Here is a 23,650-nt window from a genome sequence, read left to right on the forward strand (position 1 = left end):
GCCTCGGGCGAACGCATCCGGAGCTCGAAGCGACCTCGCTCTTCACCGACGAAGAGTGGAAGGGCGCTTACATCCTCGCCAAGAAGCCGGTCCCCAAGACGCCACCCACGATCCGCGAGGTGATCCGCCAAATCGCCATGCTCGGAGGCTTCCTCGGCAGGAAGGGCGACGGCGAACCCGGCGTGAAAACCCTCTGGCTGGGCTTCCAGCGCATCAGGGATTTCGTTCAGGGCGTCGAGCATATGCGTGCGCTGCATGTGATATGAGTTATGTGTAACGCTATGCGGCAAGCGCCGTGACCGAGGATCGAAGCATCGTCTGTTTTGCGAACATGGCCATTCCTTGCGCAGAGGTGAACCGTGGAACAAATTCGTGAAACACGAAATCATCCGGGAAGATGGAAGTCGCCGGGGCCGTCAGGGTGATCGGACAGCGATCGGGTCGTCGATACCGACGTTGAACATAACCGGGCGTTGCTTGTTGTCGGTCAATTCCCTGACCCGGTCGGTGACATAAGCCTGTAGCAGCGTGGGCCGGATCAGCCCGTCGTTCCTGAGGTCGGCCTTGCCCCTGATGCCCTCGATGATCGCCTTGGTAAAAGCGCCGTTCCCCCATTCCCTCGACTCCTGCGACAACTCTCTTCCCGCCGAGGAGGCAAAAACGATGACGCCACGCTCTTCGTTGATCTCGTTGAGCGCGCGTGTGAGATCGGGGTTGGTCGACTGCCCGGGCCGGGCAGTGATCCCGGAATGGCAGGTGTCGATGAAGAACGCCGCCCTCCCCTTGAGGCCGAGCAGCGTGCGCGCGATCTCATCGCCCGACACCCATCTTTGCGCTGCGTTCTTCGCCTTCCAGTCCTCGAATTCCTGACTGCCGCCGACACCGGCATGTGCTGGCAGCGCCCCCGGATCGCCGGGGATGAAATAGTAGGCGCCACCCACCGTATCGCCATGCCCGGCGAGGAAGAGCATTCCCGCATCCTTTTCGCCGACGCTCTTGCGCAGCCAGGCCAGACCTTCGAGGATCTTGCCGCGGGTCGCGTCCTGGTTGAGCAGCAGCCGAGAAATCGACTGTCCGTAAAGCTTGCCGGCCTGGCCTGCCATGTGCTGGTGAAAATCCCGGGCGTCCTTGTCGGAAAGCTCGAGGGCCCAGTCACCGGGATACTGGCTGATGCCGACGATCAGCGAATAGAGCTTCTCGTAGCGGACGCTCGGCAACTTTCCCGGCACGGCAGAACGACGCACGCGAACGACCGCCGCTTCCGATTTAGCGTTCCTGTTGGCGGCATAAAGGCGGATTTCGCCGTCGCCGGGCGGAACGCTGACCTGGATTTCGTGACTCTCGCCACGTATTCCACGCAGCGCATTTTCGGAGAGCGTCTGCTCAAGCTTGTCGTTGACGCGAACCTTGACTTCAGTGACGGGCGCATCCGCCGGACTGCGCAGGCGGAAACGGACCGGCACGCTGCGCTCGGTCGTCTCGACGAGGCCGTCGGATTGCAACTCGATGACCGGTGGCAGGATCTTCGCCACGGCTGCACCGCCTCCCTGCCCACTCACCACACCCGGCCTTGGCGGCGGGCTCGATCGGGCCGCCGCACGCCCCGCGGCGGTGGCGAGCGGCTCGCCCCGCTCGGACTGCGCCAGGCTGATGGCCTCGACTTCGTCGCCGATCCGCAGCGTATGGCGCAGGATGTCCGGCCGGTAGAAGCGATCACGGAAGCGGCCGACGGAAAAGAAGTCGGCAGCCTGGTTGTATCCCCGGTTCAGGTGCCAGCCGATCAGATCCTCGCCGCCGGGCGAGGTGTCGTAATAACCCGCCGGTGTCCACAGAATCCAGCGCTTGCGGTCGGCGTGCACGAACAGGGCCATTTCTTCGCGCCCGTCCTCCATGCGGAACCAGCGGATGGTGCCATCGCCGAGCGCGGCGACTGCCCAACGACCGTCGTCGCTCACATTGACCGCCCAAACGGCGCCCGGTGTCCGTTGCTCCCAGAGGGCGGACCCGTGCCGGTCGAAGGCGCGCAGGAACCATTCGCTTCCCAGCACGAATCGGCTCCGATCGGCGCTCACGGCGACGCTGTGCGAGACGTCGCCGGGGGCCAAGGGCAAGGCGAGTGCACCAAATTTCGGATTCGTCGAATTTCGCCAGTCGCTCAAGGGGAGATGGGCCTCCTCGGGCAGTCGTGGCGCAGAGAGTTTCGCGGTCGACGAATGCGGCGGCAACTCGGCGCGTGAGTCAGCCCGCAATTCGCCGCGAGCGCCGTCGAAGAGCAACGGCCCACCTTTTCCGCGTGCCATCGGGAAGGCGACGCTCAGCCCGTCGGCGGAAAGCTTGAAGTCCTTCCCGGTATCACGGAAATCGGCGCCTTGCGCCGTGACTTTGAGCAGCGGATGGCCGACCGCATCAAAACTCGCCCAGGAAGGCTCGGCGGTGACCGCCGCGACACCGTCACGTAGCGGGGCGAGCGCCACGATGATGTTGGCGAAAGCCCCGATTTCCCTCGGCGAACCGCGACCGGCGCCGGGAATCGCATAGAGCGTGAAACGATCGTGCGATCTCGCCGTACCGCCGGCGAACAAGACCCTGCCGTCCCGCGCCCAGACGACCCGCCCGAGGTTGCCATTACCCGCCACCGTCGCCGAATGAAGGAGGTCAAGGTCCGAGCCCGAAAGCACATCGACGCGAGCGAGGTTCTGATAGCCCACCGCGATCATCGACCCATCCGGCGAGAAGGCCACCGCATAAGGCTTTCCCGGCATCCGCTGGCGCGCGATGCGCCTCAGTCTGCCATCGGCAGTCGCATAGAGACGCAGGCCGCCATCCGGACTCGCGGTGACGAGCCGACCATCGGCGGCAAAATCGGCACCGTAGACCGCCTCGTTGTATTCCGGGTCGCTGCCGACAAAGTCGAGCGTCCGCGTGAACACGCGCAAGCCCTCCTGACGCAGCCCTACCGCAATCAGGGTGCTGTCCCTCGACCAGGCCAGTTGCGTAATCGGGGCTTCGAGTCCCGACACGGTGCTCTTCGCCGGCAGGCGGCCGGAGGCCCGGTCGAACAGGTAGAGAGAATGGCTGTTGGGGGTAAAGCCGGAGTTGCCGCCCAGCGCCGCCAGCTTGCCGTCAGGCGAAAGCGCCGACGCATAGAGCGCGCCCAGGCTGCCGACGCCGATCGGCGGGCGTAGCACGGAGATCAAGTCGCCGCTGGCCGCGTCCCACAGACGGGCAGTCTTGTCCTCGGACGAAGTCAGCAGCCAGCGCCCCGCCCGGTCGCTGCTGACACGGGTGATCAGCGCGAGATGAGAGCCCGTCTCGATGCGCAGCAGGGGGGCGCTGGGGGGCTCGGCGTGCAGCAGCGGCAGCCAGCCGAGCAGCAGGGAGAAAGCGATCGCGATCCAGAACTGGCGGCCCATCCCGAATCGTCTTTCTTCAGTCGCAGCCATGTATTTCTCCGCCTTCGAGTACGGCGCCGCGGCTAATCTCGGTCGTCAGCGAAAGTAGTTGAGCCATAGGGAAACCAGCCCGAAAATCAAGGCCATCAGCAACCAGGTGCGGACGGCGCCGTCGGTCGCCCCCGATCTCAACCGGCGCCAGGCCGCCGCCAGCACGAAGATCAGCGCAATGACGGGAAAGAGATTCGCGGGCGCGAACATCAGCTCATCCTCGCCAGCAGCCGCTGCTGACGCCAGGCCGGCGCTGCGCAGTTGAAGAGCGGCGTTCCGGGCCGCAACAGGCAGAGATGCTGCGCGGCGGCGAAACGCTGGCGCTGGTAGCCGGTCTTCAACACCTCGATGCAGTGCGCCCACGACGGCGGCGCGCCGACGAAATGGCGCGCGCCGGGCGGGAATCGCTGCGAATTCGCCGACCACCACGCCTGCACCTTCGCCTGGTCGGGCCAGGGCAGGCCGTCGTCCTCGTCCATCGCCACATCCTCGTCTTCGGGATTGTCGTTGGGGCCGGATTCGAAGTTTTCCGGCGGCTTACGTTCGAGGTCGAGGCAGGCGAGGTCGGCACCGGTGATGAAACTGAACGACTCGCCGGCAATGCGCGCAAGCTTGTCGTCGGCCATCAGGCCGATCAGCCAGGGGATACGCCTTGCATCGCCGGCAAAGCCGACCGCCCGGATCAGGCTGTGCACGTCCTCGTGTTGGCGCGCGAGTTGCACGATGAGTTCGTGCTCATGCATGGCTTCGTGAGCAAACAAGGCCAGCGCCTGCGCCTGAATGCGGAATGGCCCCGGCTGCGACGCAATCCTTCCGAGCATGGCGAGCGCATCGCTCCGGTCACCGAGCAGGACGGCAGACTGGGCTGCGCGGAAGCGGCACTCGGCGTCTTCGTCCTTGAGCGCGAGCGCCAAATCGGGCAACAGATCCAGCCGCCCCACTTCGCCGGCACAGCGCAAGGCGCGCGCCCGCAAAGCCACATCCGGATCTGCGATCGCTCTCGACAACAACGGCCCGGGGTCAACCCGATGCAGCGAACAGGCGGCAATGCCGATGCGCTGACGAAACGGATCGGGGCTGGACAGTAGCTCACCGACGATTCCCTTGAGACTCGCCGCCGACACCCAGCCGAAGGCCGAAAGCACGCCGCTCATCGCTTGCGGCAGTGCCACAGCCACCGCGAAAAGTTTGTAGACGCCATCCGCCTTCCGCTCGTCGAGCGCACGAACCGTCGTCAGAAAAATTTCGCCCCTGCCCGGCGACTCAAGCGCGGCCTGAGCAATCTGCGAACCGAACGCACCGGCAACGGCAACACCGTCAAGGTTGGCAGCGATTCTCTCGTCAGTACGCCCCAGACGGACCAAGTTGACGTGCGTCGAGGTGGTGAGGCTCGTCCGCGCACAGCGCAAGCCAACTGCGTCGACGACATGCTGATTGACCACGCTCGGCAGGATTTCCCGTACAGAATTTGGCATCTTGATCGTTGGCCTTATTCAACTGTCGACTGCGTGAGCTTGTCAGTTCAGCAACAAAAATCATGGCCCGTCTGTGACATTAACGGTCCACGATATTTGCGTTAAGGACAAGGAACTGTCGCCCATTGAGATCCGTCATATACCAGCAGGTCGCTCTCGCCAACGGACCACAATCGCCCATCGCATGCCTGAAGTCGCCCAGTAGTTACCTGGTGACTGAATGGCAATTTTACCGGCTGCAGTTTATCGCCATCCTGCACGTAGATTTGAGAACTGTCCGCAGCGTAGAATCGCCCTTCGAAATAGGCCAGCCCCCACAGCGTAAGCCTGGATGAAGTCAGTGCAAGAGGCGTCCATGCGTCCTCTTGACCGGTGAACATCGCGCCCCCAACGCCACAAACGGCCATCTTCCCAGGAGCCACCACACGAACCTGCTCCAGCTTGACGTTAGTAGGTATCGCCAATTGCGACCAAACCTTGCCATCAAAACGCCACGCTTCACCGCCAAAACCAACCGCAACTATGTGACTTTCGTCGCAACCGTCGACCGCCAGCAGTCCACAGTTCGGAGTCCTACTACGCATGGACTGGTCGATCCTCTCCCACCTGCCATTGCTCAGGCGCCGATAGGCCATTCGCGCCATACCCACCGCAATCACATCCTGCCCAGCCCGAACCAGCGCGCGCATGTGTCGTAAGCGGTTGGGCGAGGTTTCGGTGTCTGCATCGAGTTTCTCCCAGAAGAACCCGCTGGATCGGGCCACGTGCAGGATGCCAAATGGTGTCAAGCTGAACACATTGCGGCCATCCGCCTCGAAAGCACAATGGCTGACTACAGGAGCATCAATGTTGTATTGCCCCCACTGGCCGTCAACGCTACGCAACATGATAGTGAGATCGGCACCCGCCTCATTGTATGCACGCGACGTGGCCCGAAGGTAGAAGGTGCGGGCATCGATGGGTGAAATGTTCATTAGCCGAAGGTCTGGATTCATCAGAGAAGTCCTTCTGTAAGCTCTCCTCGTTAAGTTATTCCGTAACAAAAACGCTGATTTCCTTGCTAAACCTCCTACCCACCTACGGAAGGACTTTTTGCGAAGAGCTTAATAGGTCAAGCACCACCAAGAACTGGAGTACCTATGGAGGGTGGAGATAAATATGCCGAAATATTTTTCGCTGCATCAGGACGCGTCAGGCGGCCCTTATCGATATTCGCAGACGAGTCAGTCGGTAGGCTTTGCGTACTAGGGGGTTTCAAGGGGCGAGAACTGTCGTCACCGTAAAAGCTGTCCAGTTGTGCTTCCATGCACTGCTTTGAGCACCCGCAATCGCCAAAAACCATGTCATGAGCTGTCATCGCCGCTGACTTGCCTGCTCCGTAGTCCCACGGTTTTTCAGAATTTACACCACCAGTCATATAGGACTCCTCGATCAGTCCTTGCGCAGCATGCATCTCACCATGCTCCATGTCGAAGCGCCCCCCTTCGACACATACGGTCGGCGCGGCGCTATATGGCCTTCGTGTGCCGGGAACCGGCTGATAGGTGGGAAAAGCCTGATTGTCCGCCAGCCAATGATCCTCTATCAAATGGTGCCCTGTACGCGCAGGAGCACAGCAACGCTCTTTGTCCTTGTCCTTGGGTACTAACAGGCACTTTTGAGCCTTGGTACAATCGGGGCCACAAGCTTCCGGCGTCTTCCCAGCGCAAGCTGTTTCAGCTTGGTCTATTTCATCGGCACAAGCCTCCTGAACCGCCATTGCCATCTCGTCCACGTGCATCCATGGCGGGGTTTCCGGTGGCTGAGATGCGTGATTGTGAGTGGTGAGATCCATGTGGCGGACGACGTTTTCACCTTCAACTTTCACGTCCATCGACCATGAATTGAAAAATACCTTCCCCATGTTCTTGCTGGTCACGACGCCTTTTTTCGGTGCACATCCCGCCTCGTCGCCCGCACTTTTCTTGAAATATGATTTGTTCTTGAGCATCACCTCCTGCCCGGATATCTTGACGCTACTCGATCCATCAGTCGTATCGGAGGCCATGCCAGTATTCGGATAAGGAATCGGAACGCCCGGCGGAGTTGCCGGAGTTTGTGGTGGCGTCATGCATACATCGGGAAAAGCGCAAATGGACTTCCCGGCGGCGGCCTTGCACGAAATCTCCATGTTGTTGGCGTAGACCTGATTGCCCATCATGCGCTTCCGAACTTCAGCACCAACGCAGCGCGCTGGCCGACATCGTTGGTCATGTGAGCGAGGATGTTGGGCCCAGCTGTATAGCCTTTCCTGCAGGCTGCATCGGCCAGTGCGAGCAGAGTTGAGCCGGCAACTGCTCCTCCCTCCCCTGTGCATTCGGCCGGATGCCAGATGTCGAATTCTTCCTTGCGCTGTCGCAGAATCCGCCCAAGCGCGAGTGCTGCTTCCTTGAAATAGTACTGCTCGCCAGAAAGGTCGGTGATGCGGTAGTCCAGGTCGTGCATCTGCACAGCCGCGTCATGGAGTGCAGCCCTAATAGCATCGGTCAGTCCGTCGGCTCGCAGCGGCTCGGTGGAGTTGATGTGCGCCTTTTCAACTCCGAAGCCGATTCCCGTGCACAGCAACTGCGGCTGGCCGTCAGTTTTTCCTACCAGCAAGGCGCCGGCGCCTTCGCCGGGCATGAAGCCGTTTGAGTTGTTCTCGTTCAGCAGGCGATCGTTCTGCTCGTAGTAGCTCAGCGTCGGCCACGTCAGCAAGGTGTCGGTCGCCGCGATCAGCACCCGCGGAATGTTCCGCTCGTGGATGAGCTTGCGCGCCTGCATCAGCGCGACGGCTGTGCTCACGCTTCCGAGGGGAACGACGATGGAATCTGGTGAGAACTTGATTTCTAGCAATCGCTCGATTTCGAAAAAGAGCTGTTCGTCCAAGCCCTGGAATCTCCCTGGTCGCTCGCGCTCGGCGACGCACAGCAGCAACGGAATTTCCGGCCACTTTTCGCGTGACACTTCGGCGAGGCATTCTTCGATCGCCATCGCCGCCATGCGCGCGAGCTTGGCGAGGCCACGCCAAGGTTTTTCCAGTTGCACCTGATGCGCCATGATCCACTCACCGTCGCTGCCCATGAAGCGTGTTTCGCTCGGGTTGCTGATCTTGGCGCGAATCGCGGCGCAGGTCGCCGGTGCGCTGAGTCCGACCGAGGTGACGAGACCGGTACTGAGGATGGCGATCGGTGCTGCGGTCATGGTGGCCACCTAGGATTCTTCGGCGGGTGCTGCCATGGGCACCATGACCACCGGGATCGGGAAGGCAATTTCCTCGCGCTGCTGCCACCATTCCGGACCTTTCCTGCCGACCAGCACCTGGGCGATCTCGAACATGTTCTTCTTCAGCGGCCGGCGGAGGCGCCAGCTCATGGTGAAGCGCTCGCGGTCGGGCTCGAAGACGATGGTGTCGAGGGCCGCGTGGTAGTCCTCGCGCTCGCCCTTCTTCGGGAAGACGACGACGGGTGCAACGAAATCCGGCAGCCTGAAGCTGCGCACGCCGTCGACCGTCAGATTGAGCATCGACACTTCCGGACCGCCGATGGGGATGGTCAGTTGCTGGTCGATCGGCGCCGACTGGTAGTAGCGCTCGTCGAAGTCGGGCGGCAGGAAGGGAAAGATGCTGTCCAGCCAGTCCTGATCATAGGTGCCCGTATAGCGGTAGCGCGGTTCCCAGTTGCGACCGAGCGGACCGAAGGCCATTGGCGCATAGTCGCCGTCCGGACGTTCGACCGGTCGCTCCAGCTCTTCGGTGTTCGGCAAGGGCCTGCCATCGACCCACTCTCTCTTCAGTTGGAGGCGGTACCCACGTCCGACCGGATTGCGCATGTAAGCACCGTGTTTGGCGAAATCCTCATGTTCATTGTCGACACCGCCGAAGGCCACGTCGTAGGAAATCGGCTTGATCAGGAACGGCTCGGGCTGGCTCGCGCGGATTCCCACTGCACTCGCGTTCCAGTGCCGGTCGCCGACCACCGCGAAGGTTTTCGTAATGCTGCCGACGCGCATGGCGACCGATACCCGCGTACACGGGCGGCCATCCGGAGCGTGGGCGCTGCCGAGCAGGATCACGTCGCAGCGAGGCTTCTTCGGTGCAAAGTCGACCTCGTATTGCGGCGCCGAGAAACCGGGCTCGCCGGTAAAGGTGTCGGCCATCACCAGCGGCACTTGTTTCTCATGCAGACGTACGTCTTCGCCGTCCTTCGGCAGGCGGAAGGTCCCCTTGACGACGACCACCAGCGATTCACGGCCGGAGGGCTCGACGCCCATCGTGTAAGCGGCGACCATGCGTGTGGCGTTGATCAGTTCCATGAGTTCCGCCCATCCGGCCAGAAGTTGTCTCGCGTCGCCTGCTCAGTTGAGCTGGACGCTGCCGCCCTTGATCCGATTGACCCCGGTCGAACGGCTCGACACGTAGGAGCCCTGGATCAGCACCTTACCGGCTTTGGTCAGCGTCACGCTGGCCTTGCCGCAGCGCAAAACGAGCTGTTCCTTGGCACTGACCAGCATGCGTTCGCCGTCGACATCGACCTCGACCTGTCCGGGGCGCTCGGGAAGCGGCCAGCCCTCGCCTTCGCGCAGGACGCCGATAACGATCGGACGCGACGGGTCGCCGCCTTCGAACATCAGCAGCATCGACTTGCCGATATGCGCGCCATGCAGGTCGACGACGCTGCGCGCAGCAAGTGCTGCGGTTCCTGGCTGCCCCGGATAGATGACCAGCGGCGTGCGGCCTTCGTCGGCGAGGGCCAGCAATTCGCCGATCAGCACCCCGGCGATGCGCGCGGGCGTCTCGCCTGCATCCGGCGGCGCCGAGTGGAGAAGCGGACGCAACAGATCAGCGCCCTCCTCCTGCACGCTCGCCGCCGCGCCCTTTTCGATCGCGTCTCTTCCGCTCATTTCCGGCTCCGCTAGTTCTGCAGGATTTTCGAACCCTTCATCACGATGTTGCCGCTGGCCTTGACGTTGATCTTGCCCGAGCCGTCGACCGTGATGTCCTTGCCCTTGATGACGATGGTGCCGTCCTTCTTCATGCTGATGCTGGCGCTACCGGTCTTGATCGTGACCGAATCGCCGGCGTCGATGACCAAGTTCTTGCCGACCTTCAGCGCATCGTCCTTGCCGATGTCGGTGCTGCGAGCACCGGTCACGCTGCGCGATTCGTCCGCGCCGACCGTGGTACTGAGGTTGGCGCCGGTATTCACCGAACGCGCCGCGCCGACATTGACGTCCTGATTCGCACCGACGTTCACCGTCTGATAGGCGCCGATCGCGATTTCCTGCGCCGCGCCGACCGCGATCGTCTCGTTCACGCCGACGCTGTGTGTTCGCTGCAGTGCCACCGTCGCGGTTTCATTGGCGCCGACGCTGATGCTGCGGTTGGCGCCGATGGCGATCGTTTCGTTCACGCCGACGTCCTCGTTGCGGTTGGCGCCGATCGATATCTTTTCGTTCACATCGACGCGCTCGCTGCGGCAGTTGTGGATCGTGATCGTTTCGTCGTTGTCGACCGTCTCGGTGCGGTCGTGCTTGACCTCTGTCGTCTCGTCGTGGTCGATCGTCTTGCTGCGATCGTGGCCGACCCAGTGCGTCTCGTCGTTTTCGACCTCGATGTCCTGGTTCTTCTCGGCGTGGATCCACAACTGCTCGCTGCCCTTCTTGTCCTCGAAGCGAATCGCGTTGGCGTTGGCCGCGCTGCCGCCGAGCGACGAACGGGTGAGCGCGCCAGTCTGCGTCTTGTTGGCGGGAAGCGCCCAGGGCGGCATCTGGTCGGCGTTGTATACACGCCCCGAGATCAGTGGGCGGTCGGGGTCGCCTTCGAGGAATTCGACCAGCACTTCCTGGCCGATGCGCGGCACCGCGACCATGCCGAAGTTCTTTCCCGCCCAAGGATGGGCAACGCGGATCCAGCACGAGGCGTTCTCGTCGTCCTTGCCGTGCCGGTCCCAGTGGAAGTGAAGCTTCACGCGGCCGTACTGGTCCGTATAGATCTCGTCGCCGGCCGGGCCGACGACGATCGCGGTCTGCAGTCCCTGGACGATCGGCTTCGGGGTGATGCGTGAGGTGCGGAACTGGGCGTCGCTGTTGATGCAGGTGAAACTCACAGTGAAGTTCTCGCTCGCCTCCGGCGTCGTCTGGTAAAGGTTTGAAGTGCAGTTGAAGCTCGCGGCGGTCACCAGGTAGCTGCGGTTCTGGTCCTCGCGCGGCTGGCCGCTGAGGCGGAAGACACTGCCGACCGCGATGCCGCGAGCGTTGCCGGTTCCCTGCACGGATTGCACCTGTGCCTGCAACTCCTCAAGACGGATGCGCACGTAGTTGTCGCCGTCGGCCGCCGCCTCGTACTCGCCCGGATAGTCGTATATCTCGTGCCCCGACTCGGCGAAGCTGCGCTCCTGCTCGGTCTGCTGCAACAACTCGACCGCCGGTTTCTTGAAGTCGAAGTCGTCGATCACGTAGGCGCCGGGCTGCACCTCCCAGGAAAAACCCCAGTCCCAGAGATGCTCCTGCTCGACACGCTGCACGCGCTCGCCATGGATGAAGGGGATTTCGTCATAGCCGGGGAACGGGTCATGCACCCCAGGCGAGTCGGCGAGCACCAGCGTGTGCTTGCCGTCCTCGTGCGTGAAATAGTAGTAAATGCCCTCCTGCTCCAGCAGCCGGCTGACGAAGTTGAAGTCGCTCTCCCGGTACTGCACGCAATACTCCCAAGTGCGATACGTACCGGTCAGCTTGTCGAGCTTGAAGACGGCGTTGGCGTACTTGGCGAAGATGTCCTGAATGATGTCGGGGACCTTCTTGTTCTGGAAGATGCGGCAGTCGGCACTGCGCGTCAGGAACCACAGCCAGGGGTAGCCGACGATCTCGTAGCGCAGGTAAGCCCCGAGCATGCCGACGAAGGCGAAGCGCGTCACGCAGCAATCGAAATGACGGATCGCACCATCGGCCAGCGCCAGCTTGACCGTCACGTTCTTCCCGAGCAGCTTGCCGGGATCGACGTCGTTGCGCATGCTCAACACGCTGATGCGGTATTCGAACAGGCGCCCGAGTTCTTCGCGGGCGCTGAGCGAATGGAACAGCAGGATGTCCTTGCCGAGCGGTGTGCTGATTTCCGTCAGGCGTTGCATGGAAAGCCCTTTCCTCCGATCCATGCTATATCAATAGTCTTTTTGCCATCGGAATACCAGCCCCGCCGCCGGAAATCACGCTTGACGGGTCACGCCATCATTTCCCGGGCCTGCCCCGGGTAGAGCACCGAGATCACCCCTCCCCAGTTGCAGGCGAGCTTCGAGCGGTCATCCAGCGCCGGCATGCTGCCGAGCAGGACGTTCGGCACGCCGGGAAACCAGGGGGTCGCGGTCGCCGGCAGGCAAGGCATCGGCGTCAGCACGCCGAGCGCAGCCGCGGTTGCCGCGGCAACCGCCGGGTTGGCCGGACTGGTGCACACGGCGAACGGCAGGATGTTGAGCAAGGGCTTGTGGTCCATGATGTTCGCCGCCGGCACATTGCCGCTGAGCATCCTGTTCGCGGGAGGCACCTGCAATGGACTCGGCGCAGCACCGCAGCTGCATTGCAGGATGGCGCCCGTACACACGTGCATGGCCATGGATCCCGCCCCTCCTAGGCCGACGCGTCCTGCACGCGCCCATTGCCACCACAGGCGATGTCGATGCCCTGCTCGAGAAACCGCCTGTATTTCTCTGCGGCCTTTTCCGGCTCGCCGTGCACCGCCGCGAGCATGACCGCCCCGGCAACGGCCTGCGCGGTGAGCTTGTCCGCAGGCGGAACCGGAGGGGCCTCGGCAGGCGCCAGACTCCCACCGCTCCAGTAAGCGGCCATCGCTGCCCAACTCGCCGGATGCGCGAACCCGGTCGCCTCAGCCGCCTGGTAGGTCAGGCGCCGGTTTTCCTCGCTCGGCTGGTACACCCACTTCCCGGCCAGCTCCAGCGCCCTGGACGCCTTCGGGTCCGGCTTCACGGCGAGCACGCTGTGCGCGCACAGGCAGGCCCACCAGCTGGCTTCGCGCTTGGGCAATGCGCGCGCGATGAACTTGATCGCATCGACGAAGAGCTGCTTCTCGATCAAGCGCTGCAGGAACGCCGCCGGCGTCATTGCGGGGATCAGCAGTGCACGCGCCTCTTCGCCGAGTTCGATGTCGGCACAGATCACCGCAGCCAGCTCGGCCGTGACCTTCGTCAGTTCATTCTGTCTCATCATCGCCATCCTCGTCCGCAGCGATCGTCAGTTGATCGTCAGTTGATCGTCACGATCCCGCCCTTGAGCTTGACCATGCCGCTGCCGTCGATGCTGGTCATCGCCGACTTGAGGTCGGCAGTGAGCGTGCCTTCGATCTTCACCACCAGTCCCTTGATCGTGACGCCCTGCGGGTCGATCCTGATGCTGCTCTGTCCGACCTTGAGCTCGATCGCCTGCATGGCCTCGGTCGTACTGCTGCCGGCGTCGATCCTGGTCGACTGGTTGCCCTTCCTGATCTGCAAATGGTCGTTGCCCTCGGCCAGCGTCGTCGTGCGGTCCTGGTAGATGTCTATGGTCTGGCTGCCAGGGGCCTTCTTGTCGAAGCCGACCTTCAGCGTCGCGCTGTTCTCGACGACGACGTTCATGTCCTGCTCGGCGTGCACATAGACTTCTTCTTTTCCCTTCTCATCCTCGAAGCGGATCTCGTTGAAGTTGGCGGGTGCGCCTTCCCTCGTGCTGTGGCTGCGGATCCCGCTCTGCGTCTTCCTGCCGGGCAGATCCCACGGCGGCATCTGTTCGGCGTTGTAGACGGACCCCGTGATGAGCGGGCGATCGGGGTCGCCTTCGAGGAATTCGACCAGCACTTCGTGGCCGATGCGGGGCGTGCTCATCATGCCGAAGTTCTTGCCCGCCCACGGATAAGCGACACGGATCCAGCACGAATCGTTTTCGTCCGACCTGCCCTGGCGGTCCCAGTGGAAATGCACCTTCACGCGTCCGTACTTGTCAGTGTGGATTTCCTCGCCGGCAGGACCGACGACGATCGCCGTCTGCAGGCCATGCACGACGGGTTTGGGGGTGTTGCGCGGGGTGCGGAAAGGCACATCGCTGGCGATGCAGTTGAAGCGGCAGTGGTAGCTTGCGCCCTGTCCTGGAGCCGACGCGTACGCGTTCGCGGCTGCCTCGATATGGCTGGCGCTGATCAGGTACTTGCGGTTCTGGTCCTCGCGGCGATGGCCGGAGAGCCTGAAGATGTGGCCGACGGCGACGCCGCGCGCGTTGCCGCCGCCCTCGATCAGCCGCACCTGCGCCTGCAGTTCTTCGAGGCGGATGCGGACGCTGTTCTCCCCCTCGCGCTTGCTCCGGTACTCGCCCGGATAGTCGTAGATGGCGTGCGCCGACTCGGCCCACGGGCGCGCGTGCTGCGTCTGCTGCAGCAGCTCGACACCCGGCTTCTCGAAGTCGAAGTCGTCGAGTGCGTAGGCCCCAGGCTGGACTTCCCACGAGAATCCCCACTGCGAGATGCACTCCCGCTCGGCCCACAGCGCAGTGTCCTCGGGAACGAAGGGAATCTCTTCGTGACCGGGGAAGGAATCGTGTGCGCCCGGCGAGTCGGCGAGGACCAGCGTATGCCTGCCTTCGCCATGGGCAAACCAGTAGTGGATTCCCTCCTCCTCCATCAAACGACTGACGAAGTTGAAATCCGTCTCGCGATACTGGACGCAGTATTCGCGCGGCAGGTAGCTACCGGTCAGCCGGTCGAGCGCGAACACGGCGCAGCCATAGCGGGAAAAGACTTCCTTGAGGATGTCAGGTACCGACTTGTTCTGGAAGATGCGACAGTCGGCGCTGCGCGTGAGGAACCACAACCAGGGGCGGCCGGTGATCCGGTAGCGCAGGTGGGCGCCGTCGATGCCGACACAGGCGAAGCGCGTGACGCAGGCGTCGAAATGGCGGATAGCCCCGTCGAGCAACTGGAGGCTGACGGTGACGTTCCGGCCGAGCAGCTTGTCCGGATCGATGTCGCCCCTTTCGCTGAGCACATCGATCCGGAATTCGAACAGCCGTCCCAGCTCTTCACGGGCGCTGAGTGAGTGGAACAGCAGCACGCCCTTGCCGAGCGGGGTCGTGATCTCGATTACGCGTTCCACGCTGAGCCCCCTTTCATCTGACGCAGAGAAGATTCCGCCAGGACAGCACGCATGGCCAGAATCCCGGACATCAGTGCCTGCTGCCGGCCGGCTTGCGTGCAACGACCACCCAGCCGGCGACTGGCTCGCCGCATTCCTTGCGCAAGACCTCGCTGGCAATCGTGGCCTCCTCGAAGCCGGCGCCGGCCAGCGCCCTCAGGACGTAATCGCACGCATGCACGTAGCGGCCATTCGCCTGCAGGCGGAAAGGGTCCTCGCTCGCCTCCGTGAGCGCCTCGACGGTGAACAGCAGCCAGCCGCCCGCCCGCAGTGCGCCGAGGGCAGCGAAGAACACGCCCTCGAGGTCGCCGAAGTAACAGAGCGTGTCGGCAGAGAGGACGACGTCCCAGCGCTCTTCATGCGCCGACAGGTAATGCGTCAGCTCGGCCTTGTGCAGCCGATCGTAGACGCCGCGCAGTTGCGCACGCTGCAACATGCCGGCCGACAGATCGACGCCGGTCAGCTCGCGCGCATGCGCACGCACGATCGGTCCGCACAGGCCGGTGCCGCAACCGGCGTCGAGGATGTCGAGCCTGCCGGCGGCGGCAGCGCAAGCGGCAGCCAGGGCACTGCCGATGAGATCGGGCGCGCGGTACTGCAGTTGTTCGAGCTTGGCGTCGAAGCTTTGCGCGAACTCGTCGAAGGTCTTCTCGACGTAACTGTCGGCCGCCCGCCCGGGAACCGACTCGCCGGTGCAGGCGGCCAGGTGATGCCGCGCGACCGGGTTGTCGGGCTCCTCGGCCAGCCACTCGCGGTAGACCGCCGCCGCCTTGTCGAACTCGCCGAGCGTCGCGTGGGCGAGGCCGAGCAGCTTGCGCGACGGGGCGTGGTCGGGCTTGAGCGTCACCGCCCGGCAGCCGTAGCTCACGGCTTCGCGCAACCGGCGCTGCGCCAGCATCAGGTTGGCGAGGTTGTGCCAGGTGTCGGCGCGCTCCGGCTGTAGTTCGAGCGCGCGCCGGTAGGCGGCTTCGGCCGCTTCCCATTCGCCGCGGTTGCGGTGAATGGTGCCGATGTTGTTGTGCGCCTCGGCAAAGCCGGGGACCAGTGCGAGGCAACGGGCGTAGGCTTCGATTGCCTCGTCGACGCGCCGGCTCTCGAGCAGGACGTTGCCGAGGTTGTTCCAGATCCCCGGTTCGGCAGGCGCCAGTTCGAGTGCCCGCCGGATCAGGTCTACCGCTGCCACGCTGTCACGGCGCTGGTGCCTGAGAACACCGAGGAAATGCAGGGCATCGACGTCGTCGGGTCGTGCCGCGAGCAGCGCATGGTAGAGGCCCTCGGCGAGATCGAGGAGGCCCTTGCGATGCGCGTCTTGCGCGTGCTGCATGACCTCGGCGTGCGCGAGCAGGACCTCGCCCTCGGCCGTCTCCGGCAGCGGCATTTGCCGGGACGCACGCTGCGTGTCAGTGGCGACCGGGTTCATGCGGCACCTCCAGCGGCGGGCTGGTCGAAGCGATAGCGGAAATCGTCGTTGTCGACATCGACCCAGACGCCGTCGATCGGCTTGCCCGCGAGCATGCGCTGCAGGAACTCCTGGCTGATGCGCGGCAACATGGTGTTGGTGAGGATGGTGTCGATGACGCGCGCCCCGCTCTCGACCTCGGTGCAGCGGCTGACGATCAGCTTGATCACGTCCTCCCCGTAGCCGAAGGGCAGCCGGTAGTTGTCGTCGATGCGCCGCGCGATGCGCTTCAGCTGCAGGCGGGCGATCGCGGCGATGATCTTGTCGTTGAGCGGGAAGTAGGGGATGACCACGAGGCGACCGAGCAAGGCCGGCGGAAAGACCTTGAGCAGTGGATCGCGCAGCGCATGGGCGATTGCTTCCGGGCTCGGCATCAGATCCGGGTCCTGGCACAGGTTCATGATCAGCTCGGTGCCGACGTTGGTGGTGATCAGGATCAGCGTGTTCTTGAAGTTGATCACGCGCCCCTCGCCATCCTCCATCCAGCCCTTGTCGAACACCTGGAAGAAGAGTTCATGCACGTCCTTGTGCGCCTTCTCCATCTCGTCGAGCAGGACCACCGAGTACGGGCGGCGGCGCACCGCCTCGGTCAGCACGCCGCCTTCGCCGTAGCCGACGTAACCCGGAGGTGCGCCCTTCAGCGTCGACACTGTATGAGGCTCCTGGAACTCGCTCATGTTGATGGTGATGACGTTCTGCTCGCCGCCGTAGAGCGCTTCGGCCAGCGCCAGCGCGGTCTCGGTCTTGCCCACCCCGGAACTGCCGGCGAGCATGAACACGCCGATCGGCTTGTTCGGATTGTCGAGACGCGCGCGCGAAGTCTGGATGCGCCGGGCGATCATCTCCAGTGCATGGCGCTGGCCGATGATCCGCTGTTCGAGGCTGTCGGCGAGATGCAGCACCGCATCGATCTCGTTCTTGACCATGCGCCCGACCGGGATGCCGGTCCAGTCGGCGACCACGCTGGCCACCGTCTGCGCATCGACGGTCGGCATGATCAGGGGGGTCGCTCCCTGCAGCGTGCGCAGTTGCTCCTGCAGGACCTGCAGGCGGGCGAGCAGCTCCGCCCGCGTTTCCTGCGCGGTCGTGACCTCCTCGGCGGCAGCAGGCGCCGCCACGCCACCCGGAGCTGCGGGCGCCGCCGTGCCGGTCCCGGTGCCTGCCGGCGTGACGGCTTCGCCGACAGCCTCCGCGACCGGCGCCACAGCTGTCGCATCATCGCCGCCGGCTGGCTCGCCCTCCCCCGCCTGCCCGGCCACGCTGGCGGCGGCGCGCAGCTTCGCGCGCAATTCGAGCACCTCGTCGACCAGTCCCTTCTCTTCCTGCCAGCGCGCCTCGAGAAGGCCAAGCCGCTCGCGTTCGGCAGCGCGTCTCGCCTCCGCCTCGCTGCCGCGGTTGCCGACCTCGATGCCGACCAGCTGCTCGCGCGCGATGATCTCGATCTCGGTGTCGAGCGCCTCGATGCGCCGCTGGCAGTCCTCGACCTCGGGTGGCGTCGCATGCTGGCTGACCGCGACCCGCGCACAGGCGGTGTCGAGCAGGCTCACCGCCTTGTCGGGCAGCTGCCGCGCCGGAATGTAGCGATGCGAAAGCTTCACCGCCGCTTCCATCGCCTCGTCGAGCAACTGCACGCGGTGGTGCTTCTCGAGGACGCTGGCGACGCCGCGCAGCATCAAGGTCGCCTTCGCCTCGTCCGGTTCCAGCACCTGGATCATCTGGAAGCGGCGCGTCAGCGCGGGGTCCTTCTCGATGTACTTCTTGTATTCGGCCCAAGTCGTCGCGCCGATGGTGCGCAGGTTGCCGCGCGCCAGCGCCGGTTTCAGCAGGTTGGCGGCGTCACCGGTGCCGGCGGCGCCACCCGCACCGACCAGGGTATGGATCTCGTCGATGAACAGGATGATCGGCTTCGGGCTCGCCTGCACCTCGTCGATGACCTGGCGCAGGCGCTGCTCGAACTCGCCCTTCATGCTGGCGCCGGCCTGCAGCAGGCCGACGTCGAGGGTCAGCAGCTTGACCGACCTGAGCAGCGGCGGCACGTCGCCACGCACGATGCGCAGCGCGAAGCCCTCGACCACCGCCGTCTTGCCGACCCCGGCCTCGCCGGTGATGATCGGGTTGTTCTGCCGGCGCCGCATCAGGATGTCGATGATCTGGCGGATCTCCTCGTCGCGGCCGCGCACGGGGTCGATCTCGCCCTTGCGCGCCCGCTCGGTCAGGTCGATCGAGAACCTCTGCAGCGCCTCCTGCCTACCCAGTTGCGCCGGCGTCATCGCGCCGCTGGCTTCGCCCGGCTCGGCCGCTGCCCCGGCCGCGGCGCCGTCCTCGGGCGATCCGGCGACGATCTGCAGCAGCGAGTCGGACAGGTCGTCGGGCTTGACCCGCTCGAACTGGCGCGAGATCGCGTACAGCGCGTTGCGCAGGTAGCTGGTCTTCAGCATGCCGAGCAGCAGGTAGCCGGTACGCACCGAGCTGTCGCCGTAGAGCAGCGAGCCATAGACCCAGCCGCGCTCGACCGCGTTGCTGACGTTATCGGAGAGGTCGCTGATCGAGCTCGCCCCGCGCGGCAGGCGGTCGAGCGCGGCGGTGATGTCGCTGGCCAGCACCGCAACGTCGAGCTGATAGTGGCGGATGATGCGATGCCAGTCCGAGTCCTGCGTCTGCACGATCTGCATCACCCAGTGCTCCAGCTCGACGTAGGGATTGCCGCGCAGCTTGCAGAACACGGTCGCTCCCTCGACTGCCTTGTAGGCAACCCGGTTCAGCTTGCCGAACAAGGCGACACGGCTTATCTCACTCATCTTTGCGCTCCTTGTTGTGCCCGTCCGCGCGCGCGGAGGGAGGCTGATGAAGGCGCCGCGCCAGTACCTGCTCGGCAGGCAGGGTGAGGTCCCCGGCATCGAGCGGACGCCGGCGCTGGCCGAGCCACGAAGTCCAGCCGAGCCGCTCGCTGCCCCCCAGGCGCAGCCGCGGAACTTCGGCCTGCTTGAGGACGAGGCGTGCATCCCAGTCGAGTTCGCAGCAGAGATACTGGCGCACCAAGGCAACGAGCCGCGGCAGGGCGCTCCCGCCCGGAAGGAAGGCCTCGTACTGCGCCAGGCTCAGCGGCCCCAGCTGCAGGCGGAAGCGGTGCTGCCGGTCCCAGACGCGGGCACCGAGGACGACGCCGACGCCGAGCTGCGCGCCGGGACCCACGGCGCCCAGTCGCGTCCGCTCCGACGCGGGCAGGCCGAGCCAGTGGCCGACGAACTGCTCGACCTGCACCGGCAGGCGGAAGTAGGCGGTGAGCAGCGCCGTGAGACCATCGGCGTTGCGCACCTGCGGCGCGAGCAGGCCGCAGTGGAAGAGCTTGACGAAATCGCCGGCCGCATCGCGGCCACGCAGGGTTTCGTTGCCGATGCCGATCAGTGCGCCGACCCGCATGGAAAAGCGGTCCTGTCCCGGCCGGTCGAGGCTGACCGTCGGCTGCGCCTGCGCCCAGGAACGGTAGAAGAGTTCGAGCAGGCGATGGTGGAAGAGGTCGAGGAAGCGCGACAGGCTCGCGTCGCCATGGTGCAGCAGACGCTCGCGCACGTATTCGGTGAGGTGCAGCGGCAAGGGGCCGTTCGGACCGAGCAGTCCGAAAATGCGTTGCACGAGGCGCGCGGGACGCTCGCCACTGGCCGGCTCGAAGGCGGCGATCGCCGCCGGTGCGAAACTCAGCGCGGCTTCCTGTGCCAGGCGCAGGGCTTCGTCGCCCGGACGCAGCGCCTCGCCGAGACGCGGTCGCTCCGGGAACAGGCACTCGATGCGGCGCAGGCTCGCGTAGAAGTCGTGTCGATACGGCTTCTCCTCGAGCTCGCGCAGGAAGCCTAGATGATCTGCCGGTTCCCGCATCGTGGCACCCAGCGCATGATTTCACCGCGACCGCCCGAACGCAGCACGGTCTCGGTGAAGGAATTGACCGACACGTAGCGGCTGAAGAAGCGCTCCATCACCGCCCCGAACAGAAAGGGGCTGGCGCCCTGGAACGCCATCTCGTCGACTTCGAGCTCGACCTCGAGCCCGCGCCCGAAGGTGACCGGGCCCGGCAGCGGAAAACGGCGCACCAAGGGACGCACCCTGACCGACTTCACGCCCTCGATCTGTCGCAAGCTCGCATGCTCGCTGCCCGGTACGTAGAGCGAGAGCATCTCGCGCAGCGCGGCGGCGCCCTTGCCCGCATCCTCGTTGAGCAGCGACAGGTAGTTCAGCGACAGATGGTTGATGCACTGCCAGGCCATGCTGCCCTCGCGCAGCGAGGAGATCGGCCGCGAAGGCCCCTTGAGCACGCGCACGGCACTGAGCGGCGCCGCGGCGTCGAGGACGAGGTCGGTCTTGCCGACGCCGACCGGCATCTGCAGCGGCAGGTCGCGATTCGTGCACAGCACATTCACCGACAATTGGCGCAGTTCGGCGGAGTAAGGCGCATCCTCCGGATCGACCAGCGCAATGAACACCTCACTGCCGACGTAGCTCGAGCGCGTGCCGTGACGCTGCTGCCCGGCGCTGAGCAGGCGCGGCTCGCGTTGCAGGGTGTAGTAGGCAGGGTGCGCAGACGACTCGCAGTGGAAGGCCGCGTACAGGGGAAGGAACTCGCGCTGACCCTCGACGCCGCCCGCGCCGTAGCCCGTCACCGACTCGATGTCGTGAATCTCGAAATCCATCGGCCGCGTCCGGTCGACGACGACGTGGTATTCATGGCTGCCTTCGCCGACCTGGATCCGGTCGGCGCGTCTGCTGAAGAGGTTGATCGCCGGCGTGCAGAAGAGCTGCACGTTGGCCGCGCTGACGACACTTTCCAGCGCAGCGTCGCCACGCGAAAAGAGCAGCACGATCTCGATCTCGCTGCCGGCGCAGCGCGCCGCCGGCGACGCCAGCCCGTGCAACTCGACGAAACAGAAGCGTTGCGGGAAGGCGAAGTACTCGTGCAGCAGGCGATAGCCCTGGAAACCGCGCAGGCTCACCGGCAGCAGCGCCTCGTCGTCGCCAAAGCCGATCGGGCGGACGTCCCCGGGGGCAAGGAACTGATGCCAGGGGGCGGGTCGCTGCACCGGCAGGACGAGCATGCCGGTGCAGGCGCCGAGCGCGAGTTCATGCAGCTTCAGCGCCGTCTCGTCGCTGCCGCCGAAATGGATGCTCAGGCGTTCGAGCCTGAGGTCGGCAATATTGAGGCCGGCGCCGGCTCTGAGCCGCAGGCGCAGTCCGCCGCGGATGCGCGCGCCCTCCGGCGGCAGCGGCAGGTCGGGCGCATACGAGAAATAGCTCGCGGCGACGACTTCCAGCGGCGAGAGGCGCACCTCGTGCGCGGTACGGAACTCGCAGGCTGTCGCCTCGCCCTTACCGAGCAGGCCGTGCAGGCTGCTGCCACGTGGAATGCAGAAGCCCTGCGCCAGGTTGCCGTCGTTCATGTCCGGGCGGAACTGCGCGATCAGCATCGACGGCGTCGGTGCGAGGAACTGCGGATGGACGATCTGCAGCAGGCGCTCGGTGAAGCGCGGAAACTCGGCGTCGAGCTTGAGCTGGACGCGGGCGGTGAGGAACGCGAAGCCTTCGAGCAGGCGCTCGACGTAGGGGTCGGACACCTCGATCCCGTCGATCCCGAGGCGCGCCGCGATCTTCGGAAACTGGCGCGCAAACTCGGCGCCCATCTCGCGCACGTGCTGCAGTTCCTGGTTGTAGTAACGCAGCAGCCGCGGGTCCATGCTTCAGCGTCCGAGGTCGTCGATCTCGACCTGCCCGCTCTCGAGATCGACGACGGTGCGCAGCATCAGTTCGATCGGCGCGGGTTGCGCCCACAGCCTGCCGAAGATGCGCACCTGAATCTGGTTGTGATGGTCGAGCGCGAGCTCCGAATCGACGGCCTCGACGCGCAGGCTCGAAGCATCGATGCGCGTTTCGAAATCGGTGATCGCGCGGCGAATGGCACGCTCGAGTTCGCCGATGTCGAGCGACGAGGCCAGTTCGCCCGACAGCGCGGGCATGCCGAAGTTGATGACCGACTTCTGCGCATGCGGCAGCGCATCCCAGTCCTTGACGTCGACGAGGCGCGTCGCGTTGAGCAGCCAGGCGAGATCGCGCAACACCGCCTGCTTCAGGCGCTGGCGCGAGACGATGCGCGCCTCGCGTGGCTCGAGCTTCCTGTCCGGTTCGTCGTCGGTCAGGCGATCGAGCAGCGCCGGTTGCAGACGATCCCTGGCCGCAAGTTCAGCCATGGCGCTCGCCAACGCCAGGGTTCGCGGCCAGGACGATGTGGCGGACGTCGAGCAGGGGATATTCGCCCCTGTCGGTCGCCAGGACGCGCTGTCCGCTGCCATGAAAGACGCCTGGCGTGACTTCGTCCCAAGCGGTCTTGCGCGCCAGCGCGAGCAGCCCGTCGGACGAGGACTGCGATCCCGGATAGCGTGTCGGAATCAGCGCCAGCGTTTCCCCGCCGTTGCTGAAGACGAGATGCGCGGGCACCCATACCGCATCGCGCAGGTCGGTCGCCTCCTCGACGTCGATACGCGCGAGCCGCGCGAACGGAATCCAGTAGTAGCGGCCGTTGACGACGGCTTCAAGGACCGGCCCCAGGCGCATGTCGGCGTCGGCGATCCAGTCGAAGGCTTCGCCGTCGATCGTGCCGCTGCTCATCGGCGCCTGCGCGAACGCGTCCTGGCGCAGGCGTTCGGCTGCCGTGGCCTCGTCCCTGCCCGCGCGCAGCAGCGATTCGACGAGCAGGGCAACCCAGACATCGGGCTCGCCGAAGAGCAGCGGTGAGCGCAGGCCGGCGAAAACGTCTTCGCGCAGCCGCTCGCAGCCGATCGCGTCGTGGTAGGTCTCGCGCATCGGCAGTGCCGCCGGATCCATCTGCGCGCACAGTTCGAGCTGAGCGGCAGCCCGCTCCCACTGCCCGAGCACGCACAGCAACTGGAACAGGAAGACGCGCAGTTTGGCATCCCCGGGCTGCTCACGGATCACGCTCTGCAGGATGGCAAGCGCGCGCTGCGGGTCCCCCGTGCACAGCGCTTCCTCGGCGTCGAAATTCATGTTTTTTCCCCGCCAGAATGATGGCAGGGCGGCTCAGCGCCGCCC

The 23,650-nt window shown here is 64.8% G+C and carries 19 protein-coding genes; 1 reads left to right on the forward strand and 18 read right to left on the reverse strand.

All coding sequences use genetic code 11. The features are described from left to right. On the forward strand, nucleotides 1–266 hold a 266-nt coding region (locus CCR84_RS09555; protein WP_274610798.1), incomplete at its 5' end, for an IS4 family transposase. A 150-nt stretch (nucleotides 267–416) separates the two neighbouring features. Here CCR84_RS09555 and CCR84_RS09560 read toward each other — a convergent pair. From CCR84_RS09560 to CCR84_RS09645, 18 genes are all read right to left on the reverse strand, one after another. Then, nucleotides 417–3,413: a caspase family protein gene (locus CCR84_RS09560; protein WP_201211683.1), complete on the reverse strand. Its 2,997-nt coding sequence runs from the start codon at nucleotides 3,411–3,413 to the stop codon at nucleotides 417–419. 75 nt (nucleotides 3,414–3,488) lie between these two features. Further along, complete coding sequence (locus CCR84_RS09565) at nucleotides 3,489–3,653, reverse strand: hypothetical protein (protein ID WP_201211685.1); 165 nt, start codon at nucleotides 3,651–3,653, stop codon at nucleotides 3,489–3,491. Continuing rightward, nucleotides 3,653–4,885, reverse strand: coding sequence for a TIGR02270 family protein (locus CCR84_RS09570; RefSeq protein WP_338052593.1), 1,233 nt, complete (start codon nucleotides 4,883–4,885; stop codon nucleotides 3,653–3,655). The genes CCR84_RS09565 and CCR84_RS09570 overlap by 1 nt, the downstream gene beginning before the upstream one ends. A gap of 134 nt (nucleotides 4,886–5,019) precedes the next feature. Further along, entirely contained in the window at nucleotides 5,020–5,913 is an 894-nt protein-coding gene (locus CCR84_RS09575) for a hypothetical protein (protein WP_201211689.1), read from the reverse strand. A 116-nt stretch (nucleotides 5,914–6,029) separates the two neighbouring features. After that, nucleotides 6,030–7,118, reverse strand: a complete 1,089-nt coding sequence (locus CCR84_RS09580; protein ID WP_201211691.1) for a PAAR-like domain-containing protein — start codon at nucleotides 7,116–7,118, stop codon at nucleotides 6,030–6,032. Then, complete coding sequence (locus CCR84_RS09585) at nucleotides 7,115–8,140, reverse strand: hypothetical protein (RefSeq protein ID WP_201211733.1); 1,026 nt, start codon at nucleotides 8,138–8,140, stop codon at nucleotides 7,115–7,117. The genes CCR84_RS09580 and CCR84_RS09585 overlap by 4 nt, the downstream gene beginning before the upstream one ends. Nucleotides 8,141–8,149: 9 nt before the next feature. After that, a complete protein-coding gene (locus CCR84_RS09590) occupies nucleotides 8,150–9,250 on the reverse strand; it encodes a DUF2169 family type VI secretion system accessory protein (RefSeq protein WP_201211693.1) in 1,101 nt (366 codons plus the stop codon). Nucleotides 9,251–9,292: 42 nt separating this feature from the next. After that, a complete protein-coding gene (locus CCR84_RS09595; protein WP_201211695.1) occupies nucleotides 9,293–9,838 on the reverse strand; it encodes a DUF6484 domain-containing protein in 546 nt (181 codons plus the stop codon). A gap of 11 nt (nucleotides 9,839–9,849) precedes the next feature. Further along, nucleotides 9,850–12,063, reverse strand: a complete 2,214-nt coding sequence (locus CCR84_RS09600; protein WP_201211697.1) for a type VI secretion system Vgr family protein — start codon at nucleotides 12,061–12,063, stop codon at nucleotides 9,850–9,852. An 89-nt stretch (nucleotides 12,064–12,152) separates the two neighbouring features. Next, nucleotides 12,153–12,542 carry a PAAR-like protein gene (locus tag CCR84_RS09605; protein WP_201211699.1) on the reverse strand — a complete coding sequence of 130 codons (390 nt, stop codon included), beginning with the start codon at nucleotides 12,540–12,542 and terminating at the stop codon, nucleotides 12,153–12,155. Between the two features lie 14 nt (nucleotides 12,543–12,556). Then, complete coding sequence (locus tag CCR84_RS09610; RefSeq protein ID WP_201211701.1) at nucleotides 12,557–13,153, reverse strand: DUF6931 family protein; 597 nt, start codon at nucleotides 13,151–13,153, stop codon at nucleotides 12,557–12,559. 35 nt (nucleotides 13,154–13,188) lie between these two features. Next, entirely contained in the window at nucleotides 13,189–15,063 is a 1,875-nt protein-coding gene (locus tag CCR84_RS09615; RefSeq protein ID WP_201211703.1) for a type VI secretion system tip protein TssI/VgrG, read from the reverse strand. A 70-nt stretch (nucleotides 15,064–15,133) separates the two neighbouring features. Then, nucleotides 15,134–16,522 (reverse strand): tetratricopeptide repeat protein, encoded by a 1,389-nt coding sequence (locus CCR84_RS09620; protein WP_201211705.1) that lies wholly within the window; start codon nucleotides 16,520–16,522, stop codon nucleotides 15,134–15,136. Further along, a complete protein-coding gene (tssH, locus tag CCR84_RS09625) occupies nucleotides 16,519–19,359 on the reverse strand; it encodes a type VI secretion system ATPase TssH (RefSeq protein WP_201211707.1) in 2,841 nt (946 codons plus the stop codon). The genes CCR84_RS09620 and tssH overlap by 4 nt, the downstream gene beginning before the upstream one ends. Continuing rightward, complete coding sequence (tssG, locus tag CCR84_RS09630; protein ID WP_201211709.1) at nucleotides 19,352–20,434, reverse strand: type VI secretion system baseplate subunit TssG; 1,083 nt, start codon at nucleotides 20,432–20,434, stop codon at nucleotides 19,352–19,354. Before tssG ends, tssH begins: the two co-directional genes overlap by 8 nt. Beyond that, nucleotides 20,410–22,281: a type VI secretion system baseplate subunit TssF gene (gene tssF, locus CCR84_RS09635; protein WP_201211711.1), complete on the reverse strand. Its 1,872-nt coding sequence runs from the start codon at nucleotides 22,279–22,281 to the stop codon at nucleotides 20,410–20,412. The genes tssG and tssF overlap by 25 nt, the downstream gene beginning before the upstream one ends. A 3-nt stretch (nucleotides 22,282–22,284) precedes the next feature. Further along, nucleotides 22,285–22,791, reverse strand: coding sequence for a type VI secretion system baseplate subunit TssE (gene tssE / locus CCR84_RS09640; RefSeq protein WP_207186262.1), 507 nt, complete (start codon nucleotides 22,789–22,791; stop codon nucleotides 22,285–22,287). Then, complete coding sequence (locus CCR84_RS09645; protein ID WP_201211714.1) at nucleotides 22,784–23,605, reverse strand: type VI secretion system accessory protein TagJ; 822 nt, start codon at nucleotides 23,603–23,605, stop codon at nucleotides 22,784–22,786. The genes tssE and CCR84_RS09645 overlap by 8 nt, the downstream gene beginning before the upstream one ends. Between the last annotated feature and the right edge of the window lie 45 nt (nucleotides 23,606–23,650).

Origin of the sequence: Rhodocyclus purpureus (assembly GCF_016653115.1) — a bacterium.
Lineage (GTDB): Bacteria > Pseudomonadota > Gammaproteobacteria > Burkholderiales > Rhodocyclaceae > Rhodocyclus > Rhodocyclus purpureus.